Origin of the sequence: Rhodococcus sp. IEGM 1366, assembly GCF_033142425.1 — a bacterium.
In the GTDB taxonomy this organism is placed as follows: domain Bacteria; phylum Actinomycetota; class Actinomycetes; order Mycobacteriales; family Mycobacteriaceae; genus Rhodococcus_F; species Rhodococcus_F globerula.
Genome location: NZ_JAWLRZ010000006.1, coordinates 54128 through 72315 on the forward strand (window position 1 = coordinate 54128; position 18188 = coordinate 72315).

The following is an 18188-nucleotide window of genomic DNA, read 5'->3' on the forward strand; positions in this document are numbered from 1 at the left end:
AGCAACGGAACTGGACGATCAGCCATTTCGGCTAGTTTCCTGAAATAGTTGACCTGCCACGTGATACAGATTACATTCTCTGTATTACGTCATTTGTCGAGATGTTTGGTCGTCTCGCGCAAACAAAGCAGAAAGCTGGGTGTCCAGTGGCCCACGTCGTGACCCAATCCTGTTGCAATGATGCAAGTTGCGTGTCCGTATGCCCGGTGGACTGCATCCATCCCACTCCGGCGGAGCGGGCCTACATTCGTACCGAGATGTTGTTCATCGATCCTGTTGCGTGCATCGACTGCGGTGCGTGCGTCGACGAGTGCCCCGTTGACGCGATAGTCCCTCCCGAAGACCTCACCCCGGAAACTGAGGTATTCGCAGCAATCAATGCCGCGTACTACGAGGACATCACGCCGGACGTCGTGGAAGAAGTAGCGAAGGCGCCCGTGGCGGCAGTGTCAGTAGGCGCCGCGCGAGACCCACTGCGCGTTGCGATAGTCGGGAGCGGTCCCTCCGCCTGCTATGTTGCCGAAGAGTTGTCGTCGAGCGCCGGAATCGACGTCGAAGTGACAATTCTCGAACGCCTTCCGACGCCAGGTGGTTTGGTTCGATACGGCGTGGCCCCCGATCATGCAAAGACCAAGCTGATTTCAACAGCGTTTTCAAGGACACTCTCGCGGAAGAACTGTGCTGTTCTTCTCAATGTCGATGTTGGTCAGCATCTCTCGCATGACGAGGTACTCGCTCATCATCACGCCGTGGTCTATGCCTCCGGTGCGCCGGCTGATCGTTCACTCGGTATTCCGGGGGAGGACCTGCCGGGAAGTGTTTCCGCGCGCGAGTTCTCGGCTTGGTACAACGGTCATCCCGACCATGTAGAGCGTAAGTTCGACTTCTCGGGCGAGCGGGCCGTCGTGGTCGGTAACGGCAACGTCGCGCTCGACGTCGCACGCGTGCTCACCAGCGATGTAGCTCGACTGGTTGGCACTGACATCGCCGACCATGCGTTGGAATCGCTTGCTGCCAGTCGGATTCGTGAGGTGATCGTACTCGGGCGGCGCGGTGTGGGCGGCGCGGCGTTCAGTACTCCGGAACTGCTCGGGTTGTCGCAGATACCAGGAGTGGAGGTTACGGCTTCAGGCTTCGAGCAGGGCGAACCGGAGTCGCGTGCACTTCACCGGATCAAAGCGTCCATGGTCGACAACTACGGCCGTACAATTCCGTCCTCCGGTACCCGCCGCATTCACCTGCAGTTTCATCGGACTCCGGTGTCGTTCTTCGGCGACGGGCGGGTGAGCGGGATCCGTGTCGAGCGAAATACCGTTCACTCGCCGGGCGGAGAACCTGTTGTCGTCGGTACGGGAGAGTTCGAGAACATCGAGGCTGGATTACTCGTGCGGTCCATAGGCTTTCGGGGTGTTCGCATCGCAGGCTTGCCGTTCGACGAGCTGCGCGGAGTGTTGCCGAATCAGGGCGGCGCTGTGGTGGATCCATCAACGGGTGAACCCGTTGCCGGCGTGTATACGGCGGGTTGGCTCAAACGTGGGCCGTCGGGAGTCATCGGATCGAATCGGCCGTGTTCGATCGAGACGTCACAACACATTGTTCGCGATTATCTGGAGGGGAGGCTCGAGGCTCCACGTCATTCGACCGCAGACTTCATGGAACTGGTTGGCAGCCGCCAGCCTGAATTGGTAGATCTCAAGGGCTGGAAGAAGATCGATGCCCATGAACGAAAGCAGGGCAAGGTTCACGGGCGGCCGAGGTTGAAGATCGTAGACGTGGCAGAGATGGTCGACGTAGCACGGGGTATGGCGCGCGTCGCGCGATAATTTACCTACAATTTGTAGTTTTATTGGCCAAATTCATTGACTCGGTAGGGGCTAAGGTCCTAAGATTTGAACCAACTGGTGCCGGCAGTGAGTATCGCAGCTTCTTCTTGCTGCTACAGAACGCCGGATCTTGATGTGCCAGAGCGCATTGTGCGATCTTTCCAAGACGAGCAGGTAGCTCGTCCGATTGTCTGCCGCCCCACAAGACAGTAGTGCGCAGGCTATTCCCGATTCTCGATTGCCAAGCATCGAACAGCATCGGAGATTCGATCAACATCGAAATTCCGAGCTGAAGAGCGGTGCGACAAACAGAAAAGGATTCGGTATGGGTGTTGAAGTGGTAGTCGAAGGGCTGACCAAGTCTTTCGGGTCGCAGAGGATTTGGCAGGACGTGTCGTTGACGCTTCCCGCCGGTGAGGTGAGCGCGTTGCTGGGGCCTTCGGGTACCGGTAAGTCGGTGTTCTTGAAGTCTTTGATCGGTTTGCTCCGCCCCGAGCAGGGTTCCATCGTGATCGACGGCACGGATATTTGCAGTGTTCCTCGAAGGAGCTCTACGAGATTCGTAAGTTGTTCGGTGTGCTGTTCCAGGACGGTGCGTTGTTCGGTTCGATGAATTTGTACGACAACATCGCGTTTCCGCTCCGCGAGCATACGAAGAAGTCGGAATCCGATATCCGCAAGATCGTGATGGAGAAGCTCGATCTGACTGGTCTGGTCGGTGCGGAGGACAAGCTTCCGGGTGAGATTTCCGGTGGTATGCGTAAGCGTGCCGGTCTGGCTCGCGCGTTGGTGCTAGATCCGGAGATCATCTTGGTCGACGAGCCGGACTCGGGTCTCGATCCGGTGCGTACGACGTACATCAGTCAGACGTTGATCGATATCAATGCTCAGTCCGATGCGACGATTCTTATTGTTTCGCACAACATCAACCTTGCTCGTACGGTTCCGGACAATATCGGGATGCTGTTCCGCCGTCAGTTGGTGATGTTCGGTCCTCGTGAGGTGTTGCTCACCTCGGATGAGCCGGTGGTCAAGCAGTTCCTCAACGGCACGATGATCGGTCCGATCGGTATGTCGGAGGAGAAGGACGAGGCTCAGATGGCGCACGAGCAGGCGCTCGTGGATGCCGGTCACCATGCCGGTGGTGTCGACGACGTCGAGGGCATCGTGCCGCAGATGAAGGCGACGCCCGGTAATCCGGAGCGTCAGGCTGTTCGTCGTCGTCAGGAACGCGTCCGTCAGATCATGCACACCCTCCCACCGCTCGCGCAGGAAGCCATTCGGGAAAGTCTTGCATCGGAATCGTTCGAATCCGACGTGGCGGCACCGTATTACGACGATTCTGTGACCGGCGAGATTCCCGTGGTAGAAGACGGTTGGTTCGTATCGTCATGACAACAGGAACAGACATGCTGCCCCACGAGTCGGCGACGATGTCGCACAAACCCGTGCGGAGACAGCCATACGTCATGATCGCTAGGCTGCGTACCTATCTGACAGAAACCCCGATGCGGAGCTTGGCTACCTTGGGACGTTCCGCTCAGTTGGCGGCAGAGATCCTCACATATACCGTCACCGACATCGTGGCGTTCCGGCTTCCTGTCCGTGAAGTTGCCGAGCAGATGTGGAAGTTGCTCAAAGTGACAGCTTTGCCGGCATTGCTGATGGCAGTGCCGATCGGTGCGGAGGTGTCGGTCCAGGTTGGCGGAATCATGAATCAGGTCGGCGCCAATTCGCTTGCCGGTGCCGCAAGCGGTTTGGGTGTTGTCGGTCAGGGTGCACCCATGGCAGCCGGTTTGCTGATGAGTGGCGCCGCAGCGTCTGCTATCGCGTCGGACCTGGGCGCGCGTGCCATTCGCGAGGAGATCGAAGCTATTCGGGTGATGGGAATCGACCCTGTCCAGCGCTTGGTGGTTCCGCGATTCATCGCGATGATCGCCATCGCCCCGATGTTGTGCGTTTCGATGATTGCCGCCGGTGTTGCTGCAGGACTTATTATTTCGGCAAATGTGAACAACGTGGTCCCCGGCAGTTTCTGGCAGTCGTTCGGTTCATTCGCCACAACAACGGATTTGGCGTTCTCAGTACTCAAGTCGGTACTGTTCGCGGCCATTGTGGTCTTGATCGCGAGCCTGCGTGGCCTCGAGGCAAAGGGTGGACCCAAGGGTGTGGCGAATGCCGTCAACGCCTCGGTTGTCCTGAGCGTGTTCTGTATCTTCATGACCAATTTGGGTGTCAGTCAGCTGCAGATGATGTTCTTCCCGGCGAGGTTGGCATGACGGGCGGCGGAGTGCTGTTGCGTCCTGCTCGCGCCGTGGGGCAAGCGGTATCACGCGGTGTCGAGGAAGTCGGCCAAGCCGCGGTGTTCACTGCCAAGACGATCTCGCTGTTGCCGAAAACTGTTCGGCACTATCGGAAACAGACGATGACCACGATGAACAACATGGCGTGGGGCAACGGTTCTCTGATCGTCGACGGTGGCGTCGTGAGCTTGATGTTCTTCCTCGGTGTCGCAGTTGGGGCGGTAGTTGCCATTCAGGCCTTCATGGCTTTCGATCTGTTGGGCTTCGGAGCACTTACCGGGATTATCGGTTCTTTCGGCAACGTCCGGGTAATCGCGCCGATCATCACCGGTATCGGGTTCGCAGCGCAGGCTGGGTGCCGCATGACAGCGGAGATCGGCGCCATGCGGATCTCCGAGGAGATCGATGCCACGGAATCGATGGGCTTACAGGCAATTCCGTTTGTGGTGGGTACCAGGTTGATCGGCAGCATGCTGATTGTCATTCCCGGATATCTGATGGCACTCGTGGTCAGCTTCATCACCGGAGGTTTCATCATCAAGACTTTTCACAGCCAACCGTCGGGCACCTACGATCACTACTTCAGTCAATTTCTCAGTGTTCCCGATCTGGCGGCCTCGGTACTCAAAGCCGTGATCTTCTGTGGTGTCGTGACGATGATCCATTGCTACTACGGCTATTTTGCCAGCGGCGGTCCGGCCGGCGTCGGTGCTGCGTCTGGGCAGGCGATCAGGGCGAGTTTGGTCGCAATTGTTGTTCTCAATTTTCTCATGACTGTGGCGATTTGGGGCCTCAGCCCCGAGTTGGCGTTCAAAGGATGATGCGGTGAGCAGATCGAGCAGTCAGGACTTCCTGCGTGGGGTGCCGAGGCGGCAAGCCAAGGTTCTGCAGTCAGCGGGACTGGGTGTGATCGCAACGGCATGTGCGATAGTCGTCTCCGCAGTCTGGATCCTTCCGAAGTTCGACGAACCCAGTGGGATGCCGATCAGCATCGACGTCCCGTTTGTGGGACCGGGTGTCACAACCGGCACCAAAGTCATCTTGCGTGGTGGCGAGGTCGGGGAGGTGGTCCGTCTCGAGCGGACGGATTCGGAATCCGTTCGCTTGGATTTGGAGCTCGATCACAACCAAATCGGCGGACTCACAGATACATTCGACGTCGACTTCCGGCCCCGCAACTACTTCGGCTCGACGGCCGTGAATCTGGTCAGCCGTTCCGGTGGTGTTGCATTGGCGTCCGGGGCGACACTCGAGCGGCTTCCCCTCGGCGACTTCACGATGTCCACCATGATCGAGAAGGGCTCGTTGACGATTGACGGCACCTTGACCGATTCCATGATCACCACGCTGAACAAGACGATCCGCTATACCGACGGATTGACTCCGTTGTTCGACGCCGGACTGATTGTGGCCGACCGGGTCGCTCAGACTCAGCAAGAGCTGCCGAGCGATCTCCTCGGGTACTTCAACGACGTTCTCGACGAGATGCCGGCGTTCAACCGAGCGGCGATCGACGCACTGACCAGCATCTACTACAGCGTGTTCAACGTGAAGCCGGACGGATCGATCGGAGTCGACGACGCGCTCTTGGACGAGGCAGATCAAGGACTTGCATTGGCGGCAACCAAATTGTTCGGACAAGCCGGCGCGCTGTTGGCCTCGCACGGAGAAGAATTGACGCCGGTCACCCAGGTGGTTGCGACGATCGCGGACATGATCCCGCACCTTCGGGAGGACGGCGCGCGGCCCGAGCGACTACGAGCATCGATCGAAAGCCTCGACAGTGCGTTTTCCGACACGGATACGGGTAAGCGCCTCGATCTGCGCATCGTCCTCGACGACATTCCGTCTTTGGCGGTACCTCTCGGAATCACACGCGCGTCCGCGCCCCTCGGTGAAGGAGCAGGCGAGTGAGAATCAGTTCGGAGTATGCCGTCACGCTGATCAAGCTTGCCGTCGCGGTACTGATTTCGGCACTGCTGTTCGTCATTGTGGTGAGCGCGATGAAGAACCCGGTGTCCGGTGAAACACGAAGCTATAGTGCTGAATTCACCGACGTATCGGGTTTGGGCATCAATGGGGACGTAAGGACACAAGGTGTTCGGATCGGAAAGGTCGAGGGTGTCGATCTTGTTCGTGAAGATGGGCGCAGCGTTGCGAAAGTCCGTTTCACCATGGAGACCGACTACGACCTGACCGAGAACACAATCCTGGCAGTCAAGTATCAGAACCTTACCGGCGTGCGCTATATCGATGCGGAATTCCCGGCACTTGCGGGCAATTCGGTGGAGTCGCTCTCAGTCGACCGGACACATCCGTCCTTCGACATCACGACGCTGTTCAACGGACTGCAACCGGTGCTGGCCACGATGAGCACAGACGACATCAATACCTTCACCGAGAACGCAATTGCGCTCTTGCAAGGTGACGGCGGCGGGTTGGCTCCCATGCTCGACGACGCCCAGAAGCTGGCTGATCTCGCGCACGACCGCGAACAGGTGTTGTCCACACTCACCGGTAATCTCGCTCGTATTTCCGACAGCATGGGCGGTCGTTCGCCTGAAGTCGTGGAGTTCCTGGAGTCGGTCAGTTTTCCGATCGCAAAAGCGATGTCGGTGCTCGACGAATTTCCGAAGACAGCGAAGTTCGGACCCGAGTTTCTCACTCCGATAAAGCGTCTCATCGACGGTTCGGGGCTCCACCCCGGAATGGACGTCGACAAGATGATGTCGGACGCGTTCTCGTCGATGCCCGATGCTGCGGAGGCTCTGCGACTTCTGCCCGTGGCCTTTGCCGGCCTTCAATTGCCCAACGCCGCACCACAGGGTCCCGATGCATTGCAGTGCAGCAACGGAATTGCTCAATTGCCCAGTGAGGTCAAGGTTTTGCTGAGAGGTATCGAGGTGGTCGTATGCAACCCTTGACCAGAATTCGAAAGCGCATGCCGCCCGGACCGGAGTCGGAGGTGAGGCGACAGGTTGCCTACGGCTCGGTAGTTGTACTGGCTTTGGTGATTGTGATCGTCCTCGCGACGGTGTTCTACCTCAACCCGCTCGGACGGAAGACCTTCTCGTTCAGGACTACTGACGCGTCGGCGATTACCGTCGGTCAGGACGTACGCGTCGCCGGGATCGGCGTCGGATCGGTGACCGCTGTGTCGATGGAGGCGGATTCGGTAGTGGTGGAAGCCGAGATCGAAGATTCCGTCCTGGTCGGGTCCGACTCCCGCATCGAAGTGCGGATGCTCACGCCGGTCGGCGGGTACGCCATCACCTTGATTCCTCTCGGCGAAATACCCATCGGCGACCAACCGATTCCGATGGAACAGGTTCAGGTTCCCTACTCCATCGGCGACGTGCTTCAAGCTGCACCGAATACGACGGACAACGTCAAGGGCGAGACGGTCGACGCAAACTTGGACGAGGTCGCTCGGGCCCTCGGCGACAACCCGTCCTCGGTCGGTTCGGTCATCTCGGGAATGACGAGTATCGCCCGAATCATGGACGAACAACGTGAGCAAGTCCGTACCGTCGCCGCGCTCGCCGCGGAGTACACCCAGACATTCAATGCCAACCGCGAATTCGTCTTCGATCTCATCCGGCAGATAGACATCGTCCTCTCCACGTACAACACCACTCACGTGGGATTCAACGAGGCTTACCGTTTGCTCGGCGAGGTCTTGATGACACTTGCGCCCTTCGAGTCGTATTACCTCGACCACAAGGAAGAGGTGCTCGGCGCAGTGAACCAGGCGAAGTCCGTCATCGAGGATTTCCAGACCACGGTCGGACCGACGATCACCAATCTCGAAACGATGAGGTCGCAACTCGCCGCCTGGTTGACACCTGACGGACTGGCCACCATTGCGGGAGGTCAACTCATGGCATCCGATATCTGTGTTCCGGTTCCCGGACGGAAGTGCTGATATGACCAAGAATTCACGTGTATTCCTGACTGTGGGTGCCCTAGTCGGAGTTGCTCTTGTCACGGTGGCCGGCGTTGCTGCGGCCACAACTGTGACCAGGGAGGACCGTTCGCAATTCTGCGCGGAGATGCCCGACGCAATCGGTCTGTATGCCGGGAACCCGGTGACACAGATGGGATACGAGGTCGGTCGAGTCGAGTCCATCGAACCCCGGGGAGACCATGTCGAGGTGACCTTCTCGTTGGCTTCCGGACGAGCGTATCCGGCAGACGTGCGCGCGGTTACTCGATCGAAGTCGATCCTGGCCGATCGCACCCTCGAACTGGTGGGAAACTACAGCACCGGTCCGGAGATGGCGTCGGGGAGCTGTATTCCGCTGGAGCACAGCTACACTCCGAAGAGCATCTCCGAGATTACGGGTTCGGCTGCTGATTTCATCGACGCAATCGCGCCGAACGACGGAAATCAGAGCGTCGCTGCCACGGTGGCGGGACTGGAAGAAGCATTGCGGGGGCAAGGAGACAATGCGCGTCAGTTGATGACGCATGCCGCCTCCGCTGCCTCGAATCCAGACAAACTCATTGCGGATATCGGTTCGGCGATCGCGAACATGGCCCCGCTTTCCGAAGACGCGCTGCAGAATTGGAGTTCGATCCGGTCGATTGTCGAGCAACTTCCCGACATCGTTGCAGCGGGGCCCTCGCTGTGGCCAGGAGTTATTGCAGTGTGCGAGGGTATCGGCTGGCTGGTCGCGACGCTGGACGACATCCAGCAGAGTTACGGCGCCGATATTTGGTCCTTCATGCACGGAAACGCCACAGCGTCGATAAAACTGGCGGCAACTCAGTCGAAAGATCTTGCCGGACTCATATCTTCGATTCCATCTGTTGCCCCACTGCTCACACAGCAGTCGTCGAATCAGAACGAGATCAGCTTTGCGTATCAACCGGCGACCGTGAAGTTGGATTCCGCGACCGAACTTCCAGTAGTCAGTCTGCTCGACCTTGTTCTCTTGGAAGGGAAGTGACGTGACGATCAACAGAGTTCGAAAGCTGCTGTGCATCATCACCTGTGGTGCAGCCCTGTCGAGCCTGTCGGCTTGCTCGCTCGGGCCGGACGATTTGCCCTCGGCGCGAAGCGGTATCGGTGAGGGCTACGAGATGATGCTGGAATTCTCGAGTGTGATGAACCTGCCGACCGGCGCAGACGTGATCATGGATGGCTTGCGAGTGGGCGAAGTGCGCTCTCTCGAAGTGTCCGACAACATGGTGACGGTTCATGCCGGCATCAGAACCGATACGAAGGTCCCCGCGAATGCGGGTGCCATTATCCGCCAGGACACGCTTCTCGGAGACACCTACATCGCGATTACCCGAGACCCCGAGATTCCTGGTGGCACAATCCCACCCGGAGGCACCGTTCCGGTCAGCCGAACCATCTCTCCGCCTCAGCTCGAGGACACTATCGCGGTTCTGGCGAACTTCGTGAACGGCGGAAGTATCCAGAAGATCGAAGACGTCATGGGCCGGGTGAACAGTGTGATGCCGTCGAAGGCCGCAGTGGGCGACCTTGCGTCGATCGTGGCAGTGGACATGCACGACCTGGCAGGTCGCACCGGTGAAATCGACCGGACTTTGGACGGATTGAATGCAACGGCGCTCTCGATGACGGATCGTGGGGAACAACTGGCCACGATATTCGACCCGTCAGCAGTCCATTACTGGCGCCGTGTGGCGATTTCCGTCGTATCGCACATCGGTCAGATCCTTCCCTCCGTCGGAAGTGTCTACGAAGGCGGACTGTGGATGGTGCCGATGTTGAACTCCATGGCCGACTCGGCGGATTCCATCGGTGAAACGTTGGTAGAAGCGCCACGGACATCGGTGACCGTAGCGAATTTCCTTCGCACCACCTTGATTCCGTTTGCGCAAAACCCTTCGATCGACGTCAAGTCCGTCGAAACGTCAGGCGGCGACCAAGTGATCGCCGACGCCGAGAACGTCCTTCGTTTACTAGGAGCAGTGAAATGAGGGGCAAGACACTGATGTCCGTCGTCGGGATGATTGCCATCGCGGCAGCATCATTCGTGTACATGGGTAAGGCGGGTCTGCAGTTCGGTGCGTTCGAAAATGTGAACTCTGCTCGGATGGAGATCCGCGACACCAACGGTCTTGTGGTCGGTTCGAGGGTGCTGTTGAGAGGGGTGGCAATCGGGCACGTCAGCGAAGTGAGCGCATCAGCGGACAGCATCGAAGTTGGATGGAATTACACACGTGGGCAGAGCATTCCAGTTGACAGCGTCTTTCGCGTCGACAATCTTTCTGCGCTCGGCGAGTCGTATCTCTCGGTTCTTCCGCCATCGGAATCCGGGCCGTTCATGCAGGACGGGGACAGCGTTCCGGAGTCCCAGGTCGTGGTGCCGACAACTTTCAAGGAACTGTCCGAACGGTTGACCAGGCTGCTCGAGCAGGTGGATCCGGTTCAGGTACAGCAGATTTTCGAGACCGTGGACATCGCGCTGCCCGACGACTTTGCTGTGCTGAACAATCTCAGCCGAGCGGGAGAGCTGTTGGCTGCCACACTGGCCCAGCAATCCGACAACGTCACTACGCTGTTCGAGACCTTGCAACCCCTTCTCATGGAGAGCGGCACCCTGCCCGCGGGACTACGAGACTCAACTCCTCAGGTCGCAGAATTCGGCCAGGGATTCCACGACCTTCTGACCGGAATTCATTTTGCGGTGGTGAAGGGACCTCTCCGTGACGGTATCGCGGAAGGTGTCAGCCCATTTCTGGGTGAGTTGCAGACTTTCCTCGACGAAACCGCTCCGTCCATCGAAGCGATCGGAGTGAATCTACTTCCCGCAGTACAAGCCGGCGCCGCCTCCGTACGAACCGTCGACATCGGGCGCTTGCTCGACAACATTCTTGCGGCTACCGCATCCGGGGACGCGTTGACCGTTCATGCACGAATTCCGGGCTGACTGTTCATCACCAAGGCACGATGCAACGAAAGGCAAAAATCATGCAGGATACCGCCGTTACCGAAACTGCTGCTGAAGTCGATACCGATACCCGAACGTTCGAATCGTCAACCGATTCCGGTCGCGCGGTACCTCGAACGGTGGCGTTGAAACCCCTTGTACTCGGTCTTGTCGTCGCATTTCTGGTGATCGGTCTTGCGGCGGTGACGTGGCAGCTTCGGTCCAAGTCGGATGAACTCTCCGCGATCCACTCGGCAGAAGCCGGTCGAGCACAGGCCGAACAGATCGCCTTGGATTATGCGACCGGGGCCGCGGAGATGGACTTTCGGGACCTGCCGGCCTGGCGAGCGAGATTGACCCAGGGAACCAGTTCGGAACTGTCCAACCGGTTGACACAAGCGTCGTCGTCGATGGAGCAGATCATCTCGCCGCTCCAGTGGACATCCACTGCGCAACCGATATCCGCAAAGGCCGTAGCGGGTGACGGCGGTATTTATTCGGTGGACTGCTTTGTCAGTGTCATGACCACCAACAGTCAAGCTCCCGAGGGAATCATGTCGACAGCGACGTACAAACTCACCATCGACAGTGGAGACGACTGGAAGATTACGGAGATCAGCGGAATCGACTCGGCACTTTCCGGCGATAAGGCTCCTCGATGAGACGATCACGTTTAGAACGCGGTATTCGTTCCACTCTGTAAGTGGCACCGATTGTGGTGCCGCAGACTTACGGAGGTTGTCATGCCCCGCATACCCGCAGTGGCGCCCGGTGACGGCGGACCACTGATCAAAGTGGCGTACAAGTTCGCCGCCCGGCAGTTCGACGAGGTCCCTGAACCGTTTGCCGTGCTCGCGAACCACAAGAAGCTGTTTCTGGCGGCCGCCGGGCATGAAATGGCAGTGCAGAAAGCGTCCAAAGTTCTGCCGGTGAGTGTCCGGGAGTTGGCGGTCTACCGAGTCGCCTCTACCGTGGGTTGTTCGTGGTGCGTCGACTTCGGCACGATGCTCGCGCGTCTGGACGGCCTTGACGTCGAGCGTTTGAAAGCGATTGAGCATTATCGAGACTCGCCGCTCTACAGCGAGGACGAGCGAGCAGCCATCGCGTACGCGGACGCGATGACAGGCGACCCACACGGTGAGCACGGAGTTACCGACGAGCATGTTGCGGACCTCGAGAGTCGGTTCGGTAGGGCAGGCGTGGTGGAGCTGACCTATCAGATCGGGCTGGAGAACATGCGCTCGCGAATGTATTCCGCGTTGGGAATCACGGAACAGGGATTCGGTACCGACTCCTGCCGAGTTCCGTGGTCTCAAGAGTAGAACTCCGCAAGAGCGGATGAATTGATCTATTTTTAACGCACTTGCGGACATTTTGGCTTGTTCGGGGCTGCTGCGAGCCCTACGATCATGAGGTGCCCAACATACGAATACGCGAAGCGGCCGGGCTACTGGGTGTCAGTGACGACACCGTGCGTCGGTGGATCGACAGCGGGCAGCTGAGCGCGGCAACCGACGATTCGGGTCGCAAGGTGATCGACGGCGCCGAACTGGCTGCGTTTGCGCGATCCAACGCGGCTCCCGCTCCCGTAGACCCGCTAAGTACCGGGACGTCGGCCCGCAACCGGTTTGCCGGCCTCGTGACCAAGGTTGTCACCGACACGGTGATGGCGCAGGTCGAAATGCAGTGCGGTCCGTTCACCGTGGTCTCGCTGATGAGCACCGACGCCGTTCGTGAATTGGGATTGGAAGTCGGCAGCATCGCGGTTGCCGTAGTCAAAGCCACAACCGTGATCGTGGAAACCCCGTCAACGTTGAAAACGCAGTGAGGAAATCAGTGAAAAAAGCGCTCGGAATAGTTGCCTCAGGTGTTCTCTCGCTTGCTCTGGTGAGCGGTTGCAGTAGCTCGGACAGCTCGTCACCTTCGACGTCGACGGCGGCTGCCAGTACTTCGGCAACAGTGACCGGCGACATCACCGTTTTTGCGGCGGCATCGCTGAAGAACACATTTACCGAACTCGGCAAGGAATTCGAGGCCGAAAACCCCGGAACTACAGTTACTTTCAGTTTCGCTGGTTCGTCGGATCTGGTTGCGCAGATCATCCAGGGCGCTCCCGCGGATGTGTTTGCGTCGGCTGATGCGGCAAACATGAAGAAGGCCACCGACGCTGGAGTTGTTGCAGGTACGCCCTCCGACTTTGCGAGCAATACTCTCACGATCGTGGTGCCGCCTGGTAACCCGAAGGGAATCACCTCGTTCGCTGATTTGGCCAAGGAGGGAACACAATTGGTGATCTGTGCTCCCCAGGTTCCCTGCGGGGCTGCCACAAAGAAGGTCGAAGAAGCGAGCGGTGAAAGCCTGAAGCCGGTCAGTGAGGAGTCCTCGGTAACCGACGTGCTGAACAAAGTCACCTCAGGTCAGGCAGATGCCGGCATCGTGTACGTAACAGACGCGAAGTCGGCGGGCGAGAAGGTCGAGACCATCGCCTTCCCCGAGGCCGCTTCCGTTGTCAACCTGTACCAGGTTGCAGCACTGAAGGATTCGAAGAACCTCACCACCGCGACCAAGTTCGTTGATCTCGTGAGTGGCCCGAAGGGTCTGGTTGTGCTGACGAATGCAGGATTTGCCGCTCCGTGATGCGAATCAGAACGGCAGTCCGTGCTCCGCTCGGGCTGCCGGTATGGATTTATCTCCCTGCCGTGATCGGCGGGGCCTTCGTGATAGTTCCGTTGCTCGCGATGCTGCAGACGGTGCAATGGTCGCAGTTCTGGCAACTCGTGACCTCGGAGTCGTCGATAGCGGCTCTGAAGCTGAGCCTGAAGACCGCGGCGATGAGCACAGTGCTCTGCATTCTCTTCGGGGTACCGATGGCTGTGGTGCTGGCGCGCAGCAGTTTCCGTGGACTGTCGGTACTGCGGTCACTGATCTTGCTGCCGCTCGTCCTGCCTCCGGTAGTGGGCGGAATCGCGCTGCTCTACACGTTCGGCCGTAAAGGGCTGATCGGGGAGCAGTTGGAGGTGCTCGGAATTCAGATCGCATTCTCCACGACCGCCGTTGTTCTGGCACAAACGTTTGTCGCGCTGCCGTTTCTGGTGGTCAGTCTCGAAGGGGCACTGCGGACGGCAGGCACTCGTTACGAGGCCGTGGCATCAACGCTCGGAGCCAGGCCGACCACGGTGCTACGACGCGTCACCCTGCCGCTGGTGATTCCCGGTCTGATCTCGGGAGCCGTACTCGCCTTTGCGCGAGCGTTGGGGGAGTTCGGTGCGACGCTGACCTTTGCCGGGAGCCTGCAAGGAGTCACACGCACCTTGCCGCTGGAGATCTACCTGCAACGTGAGAGTGATCCCGATGCTGCCGTGGCACTTTCGCTGGTTCTGGTCGTTGTTGCCGTGGTCATCGTCGTCGCCGTCCGTGGCCGCGGATCGGCAGGATCACTGTGAGCGGCTTGCACGTGGATGTCGAAATCCCCGAACGCGACGTGATCGCCTCGTTCGACGTTGCCGCCGGTGAGGTGACAGCGATACTCGGCCCGAACGGCGCCGGAAAATCGACGGTGCTGGCTGCTGTTGCGGGACTGCATCATCCGAATCGTGGGCGAATCGAACTCAATGGACGGGTGCTGACCGATACCGCTGCCGGAGTCTGCGTGTCTCCGCACAAACGTGGGACTGTCCTGCTCGCTCAGGACGCACTGCTCTTTCCTCATCTCAGTGCCGTGGACAACGTCGCGTTTGCACCGCGCAGTGCCGGGCGGTCTCGTCGTGAATCCGCGCAGGCGGCCCGCCACTGGCTCGGCGCCGTCGACGCCGGCGAGTTGGCGGATCGGAAACCGTCGCAGCTGTCCGGGGGCCAGGCACAACGTGTTGCAGTGGCGCGGGCACTGGCGGCTGAGCCTGAACTACTGCTCCTCGACGAACCGATGTCAGCACTCGACGTATCGTCGGCCCCGGCGCTGCGTTCCTTGCTGCGACGAGTGCTGCGAACCGGTAACCGCACAGCCGTTCTGGTGACTCACGACGCGCTTGATGCCTTGGCGCTCGCGGATAGCGTCGTGGTTATGGATGGTGGACGCGTCGTCGAACGTGGAGATATGCGGACGGTGCTGACGCGTCCTCGTAGTACGTTTGCCGCCAGGATTGCCGGAATCAATCTGCGTAGTGGCGTCATGATCGAGGACTGCGCGATCCGAACTCCTGGTGGTACCGCCATCGCCGGCCTTGCCGAAGTGGCTGTGCCAGTGGGTAGCCCAGCAGTTGCGATGTTCGAACCCAGTGCTGTGTCGGTGTATCTCCATCCGCCGCACGGAAGCCCTCGCAACGCGTTCGACGTCACTGTTGCCGAGATCGAGAATCGAGGCTCGACGGTTCGGGTACGCGCCGAGGACGACGAGGGCCAGCCGGGACTTTCGGCCGACATCACGACAGCAGCGGCGGCCGAGCTCGATCTCGTACCGGGCGCGACGGTGACCTTCGTTGTCAAAGCGACAGAGACGCTGATCTACGCTCAGTAACGTCTCACACGTTATTCGGCTCGAAGGATGGGTAGTGAACCCCGAAGACGCACCACCAGGGGAGCCTGCCGTCGTTCCCGCACCACGGCCTGCGCGGAGTGTGTTGTTCGGATTGCCGCCGGTGGGAAACCGATTTCCAGGAGCCGTTCGGGTGGCGCTCGCTCTCGCGATTCCGGCGACAGTCGCGACGCTTCTCGGATACGGCTCTGCGTCACTTCTCGTCGGGCTGGGAGCCTTCGCCTCGATTTACGGTGAAGGCCGGCCATACCGGAGCCGGTGGAAAGCCGTCGGCATTGCCGCGTTGGCCTTGACGCTTCTCTCCTTCATCGGCGCATCGGTGGGCGAACCGATCCACCGGGCTATCTCCGAAGGCGCCCCCGAGGCTCTCCTGATACTCGTCATTCTGGTCATGGCAGTCGTGGTGTCGACCTGTGCGTTCACCGTTGACGCGTTGCGATTGGGGCCACCAGGAGCGTTCTTCCTCTTGTTGACGACAGAGATCAGTTCGGTGATCGCCACTCCGGGACAACCGCCGACAGAGGTTGCCCTGTGGACGGCCGTAGGCGGAGCGAGCGCACTACTCGTATCCATGACGGGGATACTGTGGGCGCCGAGAGCGGTGGAACACGCTGCCGTCGACGCGGCCGTGTCGGCCGTCGACGAATACGTGGCGGCGACAGATCAAGCGAACCGTCACGCTGCCGCGCTGCGACTTCAGGATGCATGGCAATGCCTGTACCGCGGAAAGATTGTCGGTACCGATCATCCGCTCACTCGTGAGCTGGAGCGCGCGCAGATGCGGATGGCGCGAGCACTGGCCGACGATCACGACCCGGAGTTGATGGCGGACGCAGCTTTCGACATCGACGAGGTAGGTGTGTATCCGCCTTTGCCCGACCCGACGATCCGGTACAGATTTCTGCGGGCCTGCAATCCGTCCAGTCGAGCGACGATCACTGCAGTCCGGCTACTTCTGGCCTGCATCGCAGCGGGAAGCCTGACGGTTCTTCTCGGAATCGACCGACCGGATTGGGCAGTGATCGCAGCCGCGATGGTTCTCCACCAGGGGCCGGATCGAATTCTGGGAACCTATCGGGGGATTCACCGGATCGGCGGGACCGTTCTCGGGTTACTCGTGCTCGGCGGGGTGTATCTGTGGAGCCCGACCGGCCTTGCCATGGTGGCGGTACTTGCTGTGCTGCAGTTGGGAATCGAGCTGTTCCTGGTGCGCAATTACGGAGTCGCCGTCATCTTCATCACGCCGATGGCGATCCTTCTGGGTGCCGCCGGTGGCGCACACGGCACCGTGCAGCATCTGGTCCTGAGTCGAATGATCGAAACAGCAGTCGGCGTTGTGGTCGCACTGATCGTGCTGTGGACTGTGGGCCGCCGTGCTCATCGCCGAACTTTGGAGTGGGTCGACGGGCGCGTGGCGCGACTGCTCGGCGTGCTGCTCACCGACATTCGGGTGGCACAGCGTGCGCCGAGTGCAGAATTGTGTCGCGATCTGGAGTTCGAACTTCGCGGCGCCGCCATGGCAGGAATCGATGCAGCGCACAACGAACCGGACTGGGTGACACTGAAGTGGGCAGCGCACACCGAGTTGCATCACCTTGGATCCGATGTGCTGCACCGGTTGTCGTTCGGCACCACGGTGTCGCGCTCGCACCTCGAGAATTGGGAACGACGCTACGCGGCGTGCCGATCGAGCTGACCGAATCCACTGTTAGCACTACTCGGCGAACACGTTCCGTAGCTGCTGTTCCTGCTCGTGGCTGAGGTTCGTCGACACCAGTTCACCGGACTGACCGTCGAATGCCTCATGTACCCGGTCGATGATGGCGTCTGAAGTCAGTACGAACAGTGCCGAAGTTCCGGGGGTGACGTTCTTGCGGACACCGGCTATGAATTCGTCGTCGATTCCCACATCTGTCAAAGAACCGGCGAGCGCGCCGATCCCGGCCCCGAGCGCAGCTCCGAGTAGCGGGATGAAGAAGAGCAACCCGAATAGCAGTCCCCAGAATGCGCCTCCGAGTGCGCCGGCACCGGTGACGTTGTTGAGCTGGCGAGTCTTGGGCTTATTTGCCCCTTCGGGCCACGACACAAGCGCTGCGTCGCGAATCTTGATGAGTTCCTGTCTCTGAAGGTCTTCGAGTGTGGTGATCGCGGTATCCGCGCCCGAGGGCGTCGGGAACTTCCACACCGTCAAGGTTGCACTCATTCATTTACTCCTTTACCTGCCGAGATTTTCCCCGAAGTTGACGGTAGAGATGCGGTTCCGGTGAGCGGTGTCCTGCGTTTCGATACCGATCCATCCTCGATTTCGACTCTCCCGAACACATCACCCGGCACGGATGATCCGGTGACCTAGTGGGGAGGTTCGGACCGGGTCAACCCGAGCAACACGATGAGGCCGCGCGGCAACAACCACTGTGATGTGACTGGCACACCTTCGGCCGACTCGAGCTCTTGCGTCATGGTCTCCTCCGAACGAATCGCGATGGTGTCCGGAAAAGAATTGCACCGGAAGTTATTTGCTGTCATCACCCGGAATAGATGAGCGCTCATCCTTTCGGGGTGATGCCAGAAGACCGGATTCTTCCGATACTGATCGCACGACGATGTTGCGCAGAAGGAGACA

At 59.5% G+C, this 18188-nt stretch carries 17 protein-coding genes and 1 pseudogene; 17 read left to right on the forward strand and 1 reads right to left on the reverse strand.

Going from position 1 to position 18188, the window contains the following annotated elements:
- Positions 1-146: 146 nt before the first annotated feature.
- The 17 genes and pseudogenes from R4P64_RS18535 to R4P64_RS18615 all read left to right on the forward strand — a co-directional run bounded on the left by R4P64_RS18535 (position 147) and on the right by R4P64_RS18615 (position 17261).
- Complete coding sequence (locus R4P64_RS18535; RefSeq protein ID WP_317822157.1) at positions 147-1823, forward strand: FAD-dependent oxidoreductase; 1677 nt, start codon at positions 147-149, stop codon at positions 1821-1823.
- 325 nt (positions 1824-2148) lie between these two features.
- Positions 2149-3218: pseudogene (locus R4P64_RS18540) on the forward strand (ABC transporter ATP-binding protein).
- Between the two features lie 74 nt (positions 3219-3292).
- Positions 3293-4102 carry an ABC transporter permease gene (locus tag R4P64_RS18545; RefSeq protein WP_317822158.1) on the forward strand — a complete coding sequence of 270 codons (810 nt, stop codon included), beginning with the start codon at positions 3293-3295 and terminating at the stop codon, positions 4100-4102.
- A complete protein-coding gene (locus R4P64_RS18550; RefSeq protein WP_172935744.1) occupies positions 4099-4947 on the forward strand; it encodes an MlaE family ABC transporter permease in 849 nt (282 codons plus the stop codon). The genes R4P64_RS18545 and R4P64_RS18550 overlap by 4 nt, the downstream gene beginning before the upstream one ends.
- 4 nt (positions 4948-4951) lie before the next feature.
- Entirely contained in the window at positions 4952-6040 is a 1089-nt protein-coding gene (locus R4P64_RS18555) for an Mce family protein (protein WP_317822160.1), read from the forward strand.
- Positions 6037-7050 carry an MlaD family protein gene (locus R4P64_RS18560; RefSeq protein WP_317822162.1) on the forward strand — a complete coding sequence of 338 codons (1014 nt, stop codon included), beginning with the start codon at positions 6037-6039 and terminating at the stop codon, positions 7048-7050. The genes R4P64_RS18555 and R4P64_RS18560 overlap by 4 nt, the downstream gene beginning before the upstream one ends.
- Before the next feature lie 41 nt (positions 7051-7091).
- Positions 7092-8051 (forward strand): MlaD family protein, encoded by a 960-nt coding sequence (locus R4P64_RS18565; protein WP_317540733.1) that lies wholly within the window; start codon positions 7092-7094, stop codon positions 8049-8051.
- Between the two features lies 1 nt (position 8052).
- Entirely contained in the window at positions 8053-9078 is a 1026-nt protein-coding gene (locus tag R4P64_RS18570) for an MlaD family protein (RefSeq protein WP_317822163.1), read from the forward strand.
- Between the two features lies 1 nt (position 9079).
- Positions 9080-10081, forward strand: a complete 1002-nt coding sequence (locus R4P64_RS18575) for an MlaD family protein (protein WP_317822164.1) — start codon at positions 9080-9082, stop codon at positions 10079-10081.
- Positions 10078-11034, forward strand: a complete 957-nt coding sequence (locus R4P64_RS18580) for an MlaD family protein (RefSeq protein ID WP_317822165.1) — start codon at positions 10078-10080, stop codon at positions 11032-11034. Before R4P64_RS18575 ends, R4P64_RS18580 begins: the two co-directional genes overlap by 4 nt.
- Before the next feature lie 41 nt (positions 11035-11075).
- On the forward strand, positions 11076-11696 hold the full coding sequence (locus tag R4P64_RS18585) for a hypothetical protein (protein ID WP_317822167.1): 621 nt from the start codon (positions 11076-11078) through the stop codon (positions 11694-11696).
- 81 nt (positions 11697-11777) lie between these two features.
- The gene (locus R4P64_RS18590; protein WP_317822168.1) at positions 11778-12356 is read left to right on the forward strand and encodes a carboxymuconolactone decarboxylase family protein; all 579 of its coding nucleotides are present in this window, start codon (positions 11778-11780) and stop codon (positions 12354-12356) included.
- Positions 12357-12448: 92 nt separating this feature from the next.
- On the forward strand, positions 12449-12862 hold the full coding sequence (locus tag R4P64_RS18595; RefSeq protein WP_033234071.1) for a molybdopterin-binding protein: 414 nt from the start codon (positions 12449-12451) through the stop codon (positions 12860-12862).
- Positions 12859-13671 (forward strand): molybdate ABC transporter substrate-binding protein, encoded by an 813-nt coding sequence (gene modA, locus R4P64_RS18600; RefSeq protein WP_411742689.1) that lies wholly within the window; start codon positions 12859-12861, stop codon positions 13669-13671. Before R4P64_RS18595 ends, modA begins: the two co-directional genes overlap by 4 nt.
- Positions 13671-14477 carry an ABC transporter permease gene (locus R4P64_RS18605; protein ID WP_317822537.1) on the forward strand — a complete coding sequence of 269 codons (807 nt, stop codon included), beginning with the start codon at positions 13671-13673 and terminating at the stop codon, positions 14475-14477. The genes modA and R4P64_RS18605 overlap by 1 nt, the downstream gene beginning before the upstream one ends.
- Entirely contained in the window at positions 14474-15547 is a 1074-nt protein-coding gene (locus R4P64_RS18610) for an ABC transporter ATP-binding protein (RefSeq protein WP_317822170.1), read from the forward strand. Before R4P64_RS18605 ends, R4P64_RS18610 begins: the two co-directional genes overlap by 4 nt.
- Before the next feature lie 34 nt (positions 15548-15581).
- Positions 15582-17261, forward strand: coding sequence for an FUSC family protein (locus R4P64_RS18615; RefSeq protein WP_317822171.1), 1680 nt, complete (start codon positions 15582-15584; stop codon positions 17259-17261).
- Between the two features lie 18 nt (positions 17262-17279).
- Here the strand turns inward: R4P64_RS18615 and R4P64_RS18620 are convergent, their stop codons facing one another.
- The gene (locus tag R4P64_RS18620) at positions 17280-17768 is read right to left on the reverse strand and encodes a DUF1269 domain-containing protein (RefSeq protein WP_045068985.1); all 489 of its coding nucleotides are present in this window, start codon (positions 17766-17768) and stop codon (positions 17280-17282) included.
- Positions 17769-18188 lie beyond the last annotated feature (420 nt).